The sequence below is a fragment of the Mesorhizobium sp. P2_E10 genome (assembly GCF_056404235.1).
Genome location: NZ_JBFUEK010000004.1, coordinates 383,776 through 396,526, shown reverse-complemented (window position 1 = coordinate 396,526; position 12,751 = coordinate 383,776). Strand labels below are relative to the sequence as shown.

Annotated in this window: 10 protein-coding genes; 4 read left to right on the top strand and 6 right to left on the bottom strand. The window is 64.5% G+C overall.

Features of this window, described 5'->3' with window-relative positions; genetic code table 11:
- The first annotated feature begins 61 nt into the window (after positions 1–61).
- Complete coding sequence (locus AC1D0N_RS13810; RefSeq protein WP_477244690.1) at positions 62–1,345, top strand: flavin-containing monooxygenase; 1,284 nt, start codon at positions 62–64, stop codon at positions 1,343–1,345.
- 141 nt (positions 1,346–1,486) lie between these two features.
- Positions 1,487–4,204, top strand: coding sequence for an ATP-dependent helicase (locus AC1D0N_RS13805; RefSeq protein ID WP_477244688.1), 2,718 nt, complete (start codon positions 1,487–1,489; stop codon positions 4,202–4,204).
- Positions 4,205–4,440: 236 nt separating this feature from the next.
- Here the strand turns inward: AC1D0N_RS13805 and AC1D0N_RS13800 are convergent, their stop codons facing one another.
- The 5 genes from AC1D0N_RS13800 to AC1D0N_RS13780 form a co-directional block, all read right to left on the bottom strand.
- Complete coding sequence (locus AC1D0N_RS13800) at positions 4,441–5,484, bottom strand: ABC transporter permease (RefSeq protein WP_477244686.1); 1,044 nt, start codon at positions 5,482–5,484, stop codon at positions 4,441–4,443.
- A complete protein-coding gene (locus AC1D0N_RS13795) occupies positions 5,481–6,278 on the bottom strand; it encodes an ATP-binding cassette domain-containing protein (protein ID WP_477244685.1) in 798 nt (265 codons plus the stop codon). The genes AC1D0N_RS13800 and AC1D0N_RS13795 overlap by 4 nt, the downstream gene beginning before the upstream one ends.
- An 86-nt stretch (positions 6,279–6,364) precedes the next feature.
- On the bottom strand, positions 6,365–7,372 hold the full coding sequence (locus AC1D0N_RS13790) for a substrate-binding domain-containing protein (protein WP_477244683.1): 1,008 nt from the start codon (positions 7,370–7,372) through the stop codon (positions 6,365–6,367).
- A 99-nt stretch (positions 7,373–7,471) separates the two neighbouring features.
- Positions 7,472–8,377 carry a sugar phosphate isomerase/epimerase family protein gene (locus AC1D0N_RS13785; protein WP_477244681.1) on the bottom strand — a complete coding sequence of 302 codons (906 nt, stop codon included), beginning with the start codon at positions 8,375–8,377 and terminating at the stop codon, positions 7,472–7,474.
- Positions 8,377–9,411: a Gfo/Idh/MocA family protein gene (locus AC1D0N_RS13780; RefSeq protein ID WP_477244679.1), complete on the bottom strand. Its 1,035-nt coding sequence runs from the start codon at positions 9,409–9,411 to the stop codon at positions 8,377–8,379. Before AC1D0N_RS13780 ends, AC1D0N_RS13785 begins: the two co-directional genes overlap by 1 nt.
- 196 nt (positions 9,412–9,607) lie before the next feature.
- Between AC1D0N_RS13780 and AC1D0N_RS13775 the strand changes: the two genes are divergently transcribed.
- The gene (locus AC1D0N_RS13775; protein ID WP_477244677.1) at positions 9,608–10,627 is read left to right on the top strand and encodes a LacI family DNA-binding transcriptional regulator; all 1,020 of its coding nucleotides are present in this window, start codon (positions 9,608–9,610) and stop codon (positions 10,625–10,627) included.
- Between the two features lie 34 nt (positions 10,628–10,661).
- Here the strand turns inward: AC1D0N_RS13775 and AC1D0N_RS13770 are convergent, their stop codons facing one another.
- The gene (locus AC1D0N_RS13770) at positions 10,662–10,976 is read right to left on the bottom strand and encodes a ferritin family protein (RefSeq protein WP_477244675.1); all 315 of its coding nucleotides are present in this window, start codon (positions 10,974–10,976) and stop codon (positions 10,662–10,664) included.
- Positions 10,977–11,210: 234 nt separating this feature from the next.
- Between AC1D0N_RS13770 and AC1D0N_RS13765 the strand changes: the two genes are divergently transcribed.
- Positions 11,211–12,686 (top strand): esterase-like activity of phytase family protein, encoded by a 1,476-nt coding sequence (locus AC1D0N_RS13765; protein WP_477244674.1) that lies wholly within the window; start codon positions 11,211–11,213, stop codon positions 12,684–12,686.
- The last annotated feature ends 65 nt before the right edge of the window (positions 12,687–12,751 follow it).

Sequence of the window (12,751 nt, the reverse complement as noted above, 5' to 3'; positions counted from 1 at the left end):
GCGCCGCCGAGCCGGTTCGCTATCTTTGATCCATGACTGACGAAACCGCATGGAGACGATCATGACCCCGACTTCGGAATCCGGCCCAATCTCAACGCATGGAATTAAGCCCCGCAGCAGCCGTGTCGGCATCGCCGAGACCAGGGCGCGTGCCGGCGCGCTGCTGGAACAAGGCGTGGCGTTCATGCAACTGGAGGCCGGCACACTGCAGGCAGTTGGCAGCCAGGCGCCGATCGGCGACGAAACGCGACCAGTGCCGAGGGAAGAACATGTCGATGTCGTCGTCATCGGCGCCGGACAGAATGGCCTTTCCGTCGGCTATCACCTCGCCCGCCGGGGCGTGAAATTCGTCATGCTGGAGGCCCGCGAACGCGTCGGTGACATCTGGCGTTCGCGCTGGGATTCGCTGCGCCTGTTCACACCAGCGCGTTTTGACGGGCTGATCGGCATGCCCTTCCCCGCTGGTCGTTATTCCTTCCCGACCAAGGACGACATGGCCGACTATCTGGAGACCTATGCTGGAAAATTTTCCTTGCCCGTGCGCACCGGCGTCAAGGTCGACGAGGTGACCCGCATCGACGGCCGCTATGTCGTGACGGCTGGCCGGACGCGGTACATCGCCAATCATGTCGTGGTCGCGGCCTCGAGCTACCAGAAGCCGAAGATCCCGGAATTCGCGGCCTCGCTCGATCCGTCGATCCGGCAATTCCATTCGGTCGCCTACAAGAACCCCGAGCAACTCAAGCCGGGCAGCGTGCTGCTGGTCGGCGCCAGCAATTCCGGCGCGGAAATCGCCATGGATCTCGTGCCTACGCACAAGGTCTGGCTGGCCGGCAGGCATCCAGGCCACATCCCGGTCGCCTACAATGGCTATCTCGCGATGCGCCTGATCCTGCCTGTCGTCTTCCGCTTCGTTTTCCATCGATTGCTCACCGTCGATACGCCAATGGGCCGCAAGGCAAAACCCGGGCAGCTCGCCCATGGCCTGCCGCTGATCCGGGTCAAGCCTCGGGATCTGGATGCCGCCGGCGTCCTCCGGGTCGCCCGCGTTGCCGGGGTCCGCGACGGCAAACCGCTGCTCGACGACGGCCAGCTTCTTGACGTTTCCAACGTCATCTGGTGCACCGGATTTCGGGCCGGACTGGATTGGATCAAGCTGCCGATCTTCGACGACAGCGGCCGGGTGAAGCAATATCGCGGCGCTGTGGAGGGCGAACCCGGCCTCTATGTCTGCGGCTTGCACTTCCAGCATTCGACCTCTTCCACCATGATCCACGGCGCGGCACGCGATGCCGGCTTTGTCGCCGACAAGATCGGCGAGCGGATGCGGGCGGCCGCAGGGTAAGGCCGAGCGGGAGGGTTTTGCACAGCTTGCCGGGTGCTGCGGCGACAATATTCGCACGGCGCCCGGGAATCTGGCTTCCAAACCAGAACAAAACGTAGACACTTCTGGCCTTTCGCCGCCGAATCACTACATTCGGAGGCGATGTCCGGCTTTTCGGAAGACATGCCCTTTTTTGACGAACCGAATGCGCGGCCCATGGCCCCGTCGGGCATAGCCGCGCGCGCCATGGCGGCCCGCAGCGGCCACAACAACGCGCCCGATTATCTGAACGGCCTCAACCCCGAGCAGCGGCTGGCGGTGGAAACCACCGAAGGCCCGGTTCTGGTGCTGGCCGGCGCCGGCACCGGCAAGACGCGCGTTCTGACCACCCGCATCGCCCACATCCTTGCCACCGGCAAGGCCTTCCCCTCGCAGATCCTCGCCGTCACCTTCACCAACAAGGCCGCGCGCGAGATGAAGCAGCGCATTGGCCTCCTGGTCGGTGAAGCGGTCGAAGGCATGCCCTGGCTCGGCACCTTCCACTCGATCGGCGTCAAGCTTTTGCGCCGCCACGCCGAGCTTGCCGGGCTCAGATCCGATTTCACCATCCTCGACACCGACGACGTCGTGCGCCTGATCAAGCAGTTGATCCAGGCCGAAGGCCTGGACGACAAGCGCTGGCCGGCCAAGCAGTTCGCGCAGATGATCGACGGCTGGAAGAACAAGGGGCTTGGCCCCGCCGACATTCCCGAGGGCGACGCCCGCGCCTTCGCCAACGGCAAGGGCCGCGAGCTCTACAAGGCCTATCAGGAGCGGCTGAAGACGCTGAACGCCTGCGACTTCGGCGACCTTTTGTGCCATCCGATCCGCATCTTCCGCGCCAATCCGGATGTGCTGAAGGAATACCACAAGCGCTTCAAATACATCCTCGTCGACGAGTATCAGGACACCAACACCGCCCAGTACATGTGGCTGCGCCTGCTGGCGCAGCGGCCGCAATCCTCCCCCCTCGAGGGGGAGGTGCCCGCGAAGCGGGCGGAGGGGGTCGGCGCAGAAGGCACCTCCCAGTCATCAAACACCAGAACGTCGAGCACTGCCGCTCGGACCCCACCCGACCGGGCTTCGCCCGGCCACCCTCCCCTCAAGGGGGAGGGAAATCAGCGCCCGGCCACCGTCAACATCTGCTGCGTCGGCGACGACGACCAGTCGATCTATGGCTGGCGTGGCGCCGAGATCGACAACATCCTGCGCTTCGACAAGGACTTCCCCGGCGCCACCATCATCCGGCTGGAGCGAAACTACCGTTCCACCGCGCACATCCTCGGCACCGCTTCCCACCTCATCGCCCACAATGAGGGCCGTTTCGGCAAGACGCTGTTCACCGAAAAGATCGCCGAGGACGACGAGAAGGTGCATGTCCACGCCGCCTGGGATTCCGAGGAGGAGGCGCGCGCCGTTGGCGAGACCATCGAGACCTACCAGCGCGCCAGGCACAATCTCAATGACATGGCGATCCTGGTGCGCGCCTCCTTCCAGATGCGCGAGTTCGAGGACCGCTTCGTCACGCTCGGCCTCAACTACCGCGTCATCGGCGGCCCGCGCTTTTACGAGCGCCTCGAAATCCGCGACGCGCTGGCCTTTTTCCGCGTCGTCGCGCAAGGCGCCGACGACCTTGCCTTCGAGCGCATCGTCAATGTGCCCAAGCGCGGCCTTGGCGAAGCCACCATCCGCCAGATCCACGACACCGCGCGCGCACTGCGCATCCCGATGCTGGAGGCGGCGGCGAAACTAGCCGAAAGCGACGAGCTGAAGCCGAAACCGCGCGCCGCGCTGCGCGAAGTCGCCGCCAATTTCGAGCGCTGGCAGAAGGCGCTGGAAACCACGCCTCATACCGAGCTCGCCGAGACCATTCTGGAGGAGAGCGGCTACACAGACATGTGGAAGAACGACCGTTCGGTCGAAGCACCTGGCCGGCTGGAAAATCTGAAGGAGCTGATCCGCTCGATGGAGGAGTATGAATCGCTGCGCTCCTTCCTCGAGCATGTCGCGCTGGTCATGGATGCCGAGCAGAATGCCGAGCTCGACGCCGTCAACATCATGACGCTGCATTCGGCCAAGGGCCTCGAATTCGAGACCGTTTTTCTCCCCGGCTGGGAGGAAGGCCTATTCCCGCACCAGCGCGCGCTGGATGAGGGCGGCCGCTCCGGGCTGGAGGAAGAGCGCCGCCTCGCCTATGTCGGCCTGACCCGCGCCAAAAAGAACCTGCACATCTGGTTCGTCTCCAACCGCCGCATCCACGGGCTCTGGCAGTCTACCATCCCGTCGCGTTTCCTCGAAGAGTTGCCGGACGCCCATATCGAGATCGCCGAAAGCGGCAATTCCTATGGCGGTTATGGCAATTCCTATGGCGGCGGTTCTTTTGCCTCCGGACGTGGCGGCCAAGGGGCAGGAAGGCAGAACCCCTATGGCGCCTCGCGCTTCGACAATGTCGGCGCCAACACCGGCAGCTCGGAAAAATCCGGTGCTTTCTCCAACACCTATGCAACGCCGGGCTGGCAACGCGCGCAGGCCAACCGCACCGAGGCAACCGACCGCAACTGGGGCTCGCGCTCCGGCCACCAGGTCGAGCGCATCGGCTATGGCGAGACCGACAGCGGCTACGGCGCCGGCCGCACCTCAGTCAAAGGCCGCACCATCGACGGCGAACTGGTCGCCAAATCCGTCGCCGACACGCCGTCCGCCTTCAGCGTCGGCGATCGCGTCTTCCACCAGAAATTCGGCAACGGCAACATTTCCGCCATCGAAGGCAACAAGCTGACCATCGACTTCGACAAGGCCGGCCAGAAACGCGTGCTGGACGGATTTGTCGCGGCAGTGTGAGCGCCCACTGTCCCCGTTGTCCTACAAGTGACCGCTTTGTAATCCCTCAACATTCCACATATCCAGTAATGGCGTCATTCTCTGGCGGAAGCCTCGCCACCCTCGTCATCCACGGGCGAAGCAGGAGCGAAGCGACGTCGCGGAGATCCGAGGATGACGAAGCGACTGATGTCTGCCCCAATCGCCGGGGCCTGCGGTCCATCAAGCGTCCCGTCAATTAGCTGCGCCGCCCGGTCTCACCGATACCGCGCCTGGTTCCACTTATGGCCGAGCAGCGACAGGATGATGATCAGCCCGTTGAAGAACTGGACGTAGAAGCCGCTGAGGCCCGCCGCCACGACGCCGGTCTGGATGAAGGACACGGTGACGGCGCCGATGGCGCCGCCGACGACGGTGCCGATGCCGCCCCAGGTCGGCGTTCCCCCGACGAACACCGAAGCCAGCACCGGCAACAGATAACCGTCGCCAGCTGTCGGCCACCAGGTGAAGTTGATCATCACCGAAAAGGTGCCGGCGATCGCCGCACCGATGCCGACAAAGACGAACACCTTGACCCTGACACGCTTGACGTCGATGCCCATCTGCTGGGCGCTGTCAGGGTTGTCGCCGACCACCCTCACCTGCGCGCCGAAGCGATGGCGGTTATAGAGCATCGCCGACAGCACGACAAAGGCGATGGCCCAGAAGATCTGCACCGGAATGCCGTAGAGCTGGCTGGAGAAGATCTTGTAGGCCCAGCTGTCGGCAAGGCCGGTCAACGCCATCGACTTGCCCTCGTTGATGATCTGGATCAGGCCGCGCAGCAGGAAATTCATGCCGAGCGTGGCGATCAGCGACGACAGCCCGCCATAGACCACGAGTGACCCCACCAGGAAGCCGAGCAGCATGCCGGTGACCAGTGCGGCGGCGATGCCGAGAAATGGATCATAGCCGGCCTGCACGACCAGCGCGAAGACCCATGAGGCAAAGCCCATCGTCGCCGGAAACGACAGGTCGATCTCGCCGCAAGTGACGACGAAAACCAGCGGCACCACCACGAACAGCGCCACCGGCAGCGTGGTTAGCACGGAGCTGTAGAGATACCAGGTGGTGAACACGGTCGGGTTGGCGATCATGAACACCGCCATCATCACCACGAACACGCCGAGCGTGCCGAGCGACGCGCGGTTGTCGAGGATGAAGCCGCGCATCCAGTGATCGGATGGGTGCTTCCACTCTTTCTCAGAGCTGGGCCGAGGAATGCCGCCGGGGTGCAGATCTGGTTCCATGGTCTTGCTCATCGTGTTGCCTGCTCCGCGTCGCCGGCATCGTGCAGCCCGGGCAACCCGCCCGGATGCGCGACGTCTTCCATGAAATTGATGAGATCCTCGGCCGACTTGACTTCGCTGCGGTCCGCGGTTAGCGCGACCTTGCCGCGGTCCATCACCACGAAGCGGTCGGCAATGTCGAAGACATGATGGATGTTGTGGCCGATGAACAGGATCGAGCGGCCGCTCGCCCGCACCTGGCGCACGAAATGAAACACCTTGGCGGTCTCGGTCAGCGACAGTGCCGTCGTCGGCTCGTCGAGGATGATCAGCTCCGCCTGCTTGTAGATGGCGCGTGCGATCGCCACGCCCTGGCGCTCGCCGCCGGAGAGTTGGCCGACGATCGACTGCGGCGTGAACACTTTCGAGGTGAAGCCGATCTCGCGCATCAGCCGGCTCGCCTCCTCGATCTCCTTGTTGACCTTCAGCCAACCCATGAAGCCGGTGAGCTCGCGGCCCATGAAGATGTTGCGCACGATGGTCTGCTGCACGGCGAGCGCCCGGTCCTGGAACACCGTCTCGATGCCGGCGTCGCGCGATCGCGCCGCGCTCCAGCCGGTCACCGGCTTGCCGCGCACGAGGATCTCGCCGCTGGTCGGCTTGACCACGCCCGACAGGATCTTGATCAGCGTCGACTTACCGGCGCCATTGTCGCCGATCAGGCCGACCACCTCGCCGCGGTCGACGCTGAGATTGACCCCGCCCAGCGCATAGACCTGGCCATAGGACTTGCTGATGTCGCGCAGTTCGATGATGCGTTCGGCCATCGTATCCTCGCTTGATTGTCGCTTGCCAGCCTCTTTGCCGGCGGTCCCGCCGGCCGGGCGAAATCCCGGCCGGCAGCCTTGGGAGGTCAGCGCAGCGCCTGCTTGGCCAACTCGGAAACGATCTCGTAGTTCTGCGGCGTGACGAAGCCGGCGCCGGTGTCGACATTCATTGGCGCCAGCCCAAGCACCACTTGCTGGCAGAGGCTGAGGATCGGCAGATAACCTTGCATGAACGGCTGCTGGTCGGCCGTCAGCTGCACCCAGCCGCCCTTGAAGGCCTCGACGATCTGCGGGCTGGTGTCGAAGCCGAAGTTGAAGATGTCACCGGCCTTCCTGCCCGCGGCCTGCATGTAGGTCGGCACATTGCCGAGCATCTGTCCGCCGGGATAGCCGACCGCCTTGACGGTGGGGTTGTTGAGCAACGCGGCGGTGATCACCGGGATCGCGAGATTCGGATCTGCAGCCCATTCGGGTACAGAATTGATTTGAATGACATCGATGCCGGCCTCTTTCAGCGCGGCCACCGTCCCACGCTCGCGTGCGCCCCGGCTCTCATTGTCGAACGGGCCGATCATGATCGCCTTGTCGCCGGATTTCAGCCCGGCCAGCTTGAACGCCTCGGCGCCGAGCGCACGGCCCTGCTGTTCCTGCTGGGCGCCGACATAGCCGCCGCCGAACGCCGCCGTCACCGTCGGCACAGGCACGTTCTGGTACATCATCTTGATGCCGTCCTTATGCGCCTGCTCGGCGAGCGGCATGATCGCGGCGTCGCCCGGATGGCCCATCATGGCGATGCCGGCGGGCTTGACCGCGACCGCCTCGCGCAATTGCTGCACCATCTTTTCGACGTCCCAGCCGGAGAAGATGTAATCGACCTTCGGCCCGAGATCGGCCTCGGCCTGCTTGGCGCCATTATAGACGATGGTGCCGAAGGCGTCGCCCTCGGCGCCGCCGACGAAGAAGCGGATGTGGACGTCCTTGCACCATTTGGCGTCGAGCGCCTGCGCGGGCAAGGTCGAGATCGCAGCGGCGAGCGCGGTGGCGGCGGCCACGACGGTCGAGCGCAGAAGTGTCCTTCTCATCGTCATGCTCATGCACTTATCCTCCCTTTGTTCCCTCGCAAGCCGAGGGGTTTCGACGATCGGCAATACGCCGCAATCTTGGCTGGCCGGCACCTTCCCGCCGGCCCGCACTCACACCGGATTCGGCAAGAAGCTGGCACCTCCCCGGCATTGCTTGAGATAGTCCAGCGCCCGCACCTGGCCGGTGATTTCGAGATCGTCGCGATAGACCGGGTCGTGCCAGCCCTCGATGTCGATGGCGCCCTTGTAGCCGGCCAGCCGCAATTCGCTGATCACCCGCATCCAGTCGCTGTCGCCGAAGCCCGGCGTGCGCATCTGCACGAAGGGCAGACGGCCGAACACGCCATGCTCGCGGATCACGTCCCAGCGCACCGTCGCGTCCTTGCCGTGCACGTGGAAGATGCGCGGCGCCCATTTGCGGATCTGCGGCATCGGGTCGATCAAATAGACGAGCTGGTGGCAGGGCTCCCATTCCAGGCCGAGATTATCGTCAGGCAATTCGTTGAACATCATCTCCCAGGCATCCGGATTGTGGGCGATGTTCCAGTCGCCCGCCGCCCAGTTGCCGTCCATGGCGCAGTTCTCGAAGGCGATGCGCACACCCTTGTCGGCGGCGCGCCTGGCCAGGGGCCCCCAAACCTCCTTGAAGCGCGGCAGGCTTTCCGGCAGCGGCTTGCCGCGAAGGCGGCCGGTGAAACCGCTGACCGTGGAGGCGCCGAACAGATGCGCGTTGTCGATCACCGTTTCCCAGGCCTTGAGCACACCGCGATCGACATCGCCGCTCTCCAGCGGATTGCCGAACACGCCAAGCGAGGAGACCGTGACGTCGGCATCGCCGATCGCCTCGCGAATCTCACCGGCGAGGCGCGGCAGGTCCTTGCCGCCCAGCGTCTGCCAGAAGAAGGGCTGGACGCTCTCGAAGCCGAGCGGCAGGATCGCCTTGATATAGGCGGCTGGGTCTTCAAGATTGGCCCGCACCATGGTGCCGATCCTGATGTCGAGAAGCGGGTTTGGCATCATTGTTGTTCCTGTGAAGCGATCGCCACCCGGCGCCCGGTCTCGGCGCTCTCGATGGCGCCAAAAACCATGGCCAGGCTCTTGATGTTGTCGGATCCGCGCGTTTCCGGCTCGGTGCCGGTCTCGATGGCGCGCATGAAATCCTGGATGATGCCGAGATGGCCGCCAATGCGGTCGGCGGGATCGAGCGGCGGCACGATGATCGGCTGGGTCAGGTCGAACAGGCCGTCGCGGACCGACAGAACAACTTCCGCCTTCAGCCCCTCCTCGCCGTCCCAGACCAGGCTGCCGTTCTCGGCGATGATGCGCCACGTGCTTTCCCAGCTGGTGCGGAAGCCGGCGGCGCACCAGCTGCCGGCGTAGGTGAAACGCTTGCCGCCGCCGAGATCGAAGACGGCGCTTGCCGACGATCCCTGCCGGTACCAGGAATTGGCCGGCTCCCATTCCTGGCAGTAGACGCCGGCCGGTTCGCCGGCGACCATGTAGCGGGCGGCATCAAATGTGTGGATCGCCATGTCGAGCAGCAGCACATGCGCCATCTCTTCGCGAAAACCGCCGAAATGCGGCGCGACGAAGAAGTCGGCATGGATGCTGGTTGGCGCGCCGATGGCGCCGGAATCGAGAAAGCGCCTGATGCGCCTGACATTGGCGACATAGCGCCGGTTCTGCACGACGGCATGGATACGCCCGGCACTGCGCGCCGCCTCGACGATGGCGCGCGCATTCCTGGGACTGTCGGCGAGCGGCTTTTCGGTCAGCAGATGGCAATCATGGGCAAAGGCCGAGAACGCAACGTCGCGCCGCGCGGCGGGAACAACGACGTCGAAAACGGCATCGGGCCGGGTCTGGTCGAGCACCGCGTCGAGGCTGGTGCCGATGACGGCGCCGGTGAGCTCGTATTCGCGCGCCCTCGCCTTCGCCCTGTCGGCGTCAAGGTCGACAAGGCCGACAATGGCGAGCCCGGCAACCTGCCTGGCTGCATCAAGCCAGGCCTTGCTCATCGCTCCGCAACCGACCAGGACGACGTTGATCATCTAGCACTCCTCCCTCTCGGTCCCTCCAGACCGGTCGTCACGGCATTCACGGCTTGACCGTAAACGTTTTTCCGTAAACGTTTACGAGAACACACCCGATGAGGTAGAATGTCAATCGCCTGCTTGTAAAAAATCGTCTTGTCGCCTTGGCCTGAGCAGCCGCCGGTGATAGCGAGGGTTGGGGGAGAACTGTCCTTTGGCGTCCAGCATTCACGACCTTGCACGTCACCTGAACATTTCGATCGGCACCGTGTCGCGGGCGCTGAATGGACGCGCCGACGTCAATGCCGATACGCGTCAGCGCGTGCTGGCGGCGGCCAAGACGCTGAACTATTCGCCGAACCAGTCCGGTCGCAGTCTGCGCCAGGGCGCCACCCATTCGATCGCCTTCATGCTGCAGCCGCATCCGGGTGACCAGCAATATGGCGAGCCGTTCTTCATTCCGTTCCTGATCGGACTCCAGGCTAAACTGGCTGAGAGCGGGCTCGACCTCACCGTGGTCATGGGCGCGCCCGGCGACTATCAGTCGGAACGTCTGCGCCGTGTCGTCGAGACGCGCCGCGCCGACGCCGTGGTGCTTGCCTGGACGCGGCGCGAAGACGAGCGCATCGATTATCTGACCCAGGCCGGCTTCCCTTTCGCCACGCTGGGCCGCAGCCGCTCCGGCGCCAAATCCTATCCCAGCCTCGACCTTGACTTCGAAAAGGCCGGTGCCGACGCGGTCGACCGGCTGGTGGCGCGCGGCCACCGCCGCATCGCCGCCATCCGTCCGTCGCTTGACCTCAATTTCGGCTATCTGTTTCTCGACGGCTATCGCAAGGCCCTGCGGCGGCATGGCATCGAGGTCGACCCCGCTTTGATTGCCTCCGGCTTCATCAACGAGGCCGGCGGCTACGAGGTGACACCGCAGGTCATGCACGCCAAGCCGACCGCCATCATCTTCAACAATGACGCGATGGCGCTTGGCGGCTGCAAGGCGTTGGCCGAGATGGGCATCAAGCCCGGTCACGACATGGCGGTGACCGTCATCGTCGACACGCCGCTCTGCCGCTACTTCTCACCGGCGCTGACCGCCTTCCGCCCGGCGCTGGAGCCGATGGGCCAAAGGCTCGCCGAGATTCTGCTGGCCTCGATCCCGGCCTTCGCCGGCCCGGACGGCCCGCGCCTCATCCGCGAGGTCTGGCCGCTGGAGTTGGTCGCGCGCGACAGCGATTGATCTGGAGCAGCGGCTGGTGGCTAAGGCCGGTAGCTCAATCCACCTTCTTCTCGCCCCTCTCGCCAGCCTTCACAATATCGCCAGTGGTGAACAGTATCTCCTTCAATTCCGCGCGCCAGTCCGTCTTCTGACGCAGCAGGAATTCCAGATCCATGCCGAAATGCTTGAATTCCTCGCCTTGCGCGTTCTTCATGATCGCCTTGGCCTGAGGGTCTTTTTCCACCGACATGCGCTGTTCGTACCAGCCGATCGCCTCCGCCTCCTCGATCAGCGAGGTGATCATGCGGGCAAAGGTTCGCACCTTCTGCGACAGTTCTTCCGGCGGCTCGTGATACTGATCGAAACCCATTTCTGTCCCTTCCTGATCCCATAGCCCGGCCGATCACGCGAAGCGGCACCAGGCTTCGTTGCAACGGATCAGAATGGAGAATGGTTCCGGCTGCCAACGAGCCCGCCCCTGTCACGCCAGTATCATGTTCGCGTCCTAGACCGCTTCCGGGAAAAGGGCTCGCGGCATCGTCCGATGCGACGTGGAGTCCTTTCGGGTTTTGGCCGCTCCGGCTTTGTCGCAAAGAGGATAATCATGAAAAACTCGCACCGAACCCTGTCGCTCGGCGTCGCGCTGGCGCTGTTCGGCGCCGTGACGCCGACGCTGGCCGAAGGCACCGCCACCATCGGCGGCCTCGTCAACAAGGGGCTGGTCGGCGTCGGCCGCATCCCGGCCAACCTGAAGGACAAGTTCGGCGAGACCTTCGGCTCCGGCTCCGGCATGTCGATCGACACCGCTGGCTGGACGCATGACGCCGACGGCTACAGGGGCTCGCTGTGGCTGCTGCCGGACCGCGGCTACAACGTCGTCGGCACCACCGACTACCGGCCGCGCCTCAACACGATCGGCATCGAGTTCACGCCGGTGGCACCCGGTGCCGCTGCTGCGGCCGGACAGGAGCAGACGGGCGTCAAGGCGACGCTCGCCGACACCATGCTTTTGACCGACGACAAGGGTGCTGACGCCACCGGCCTCGACCCGCTCAACGGCGTTCGCGCGGCAAGCCGCGACCTGCCGATCCTGCCCGAGGTCAACGGCAAGCTGGCGCTCGACAACGAGGCGATCGCGCGGCTGCCGGACGGCACGATGTTCATCTCCGACGAATACGGCCCCAACATCTACCGCTTCTCGGCCGACGGACACCTTCTGTCGGCCACGCAGCCGCCGGCCGCCCTGGTGCCGATGCGCCATGGCGCGCCGAATTTCGCGTCCGACAATCCGGGCCCGGGTGCGGCCGAGCCCGATCCGAAGGATCCCGACACCGGCCGTCAGAACAACCAGGGCCTCGAAGGCATGGCGCTGACACCGGACGGCAAGTTCCTCATCGCCGTCCTTCAATCGGCGCCGCGGCAGGATGGCGGCGATTCTGGCTCGACGCGCCAGAACACCCGCGCCCTGGTCTATGACGCCTCCGACCTCGCCCATCTGAAACTGGCGCATGAATACATCGTGCCGCTGCCGGTGTTCACCGACGCCAAGGGCAAGACCAAAATCGCCGCGCAAAGCGAGATCGTGGCGCTGTCCGACCAGACCTTCCTGATGATCACGCGCGACAGCAACAACGGCCAGGGACTGAAAGGCGACACCTCGCTCTACCGCGAGATCAACATCGTCGATCTCTCCGCGGCGACCGACATCGCCGGTGGCGCCTTCGACGCGGCCGACAAGCCGGTGGCGCCCAAGGGCGTGCTTGACCCCTCGGTGACGCCGGCCAGGCTGACGCCGTTCATCGATATCAACGACAAGGGCGAGCTCGGCCGCTTCGGCCTGCACAATGGCAAGCCGAACGACAAGAACAACCTCTCGGAAAAATGGGAGGCGATGTCGGTGGTTAGCGTGCTCGATCCGGCGCTGCCTGACGACTATTTCCTGTTCGTCGCCAACGACAACGACTTCCTCACCCAGGACGGCTTCCAGGTCGGCGCGCCCTACAAGGCCGAGGACGGCGCCGATGTCGACACCATGTTCCTGGTCTATCAGGTCACGCTTCCGGGCCTCGCCAAGAAGTAGTCGGATACAATGGAAAAAAGCGGATGCGCCGGGCGCGTCCGCTTTTTTGTCGGCGATCAGCGGAC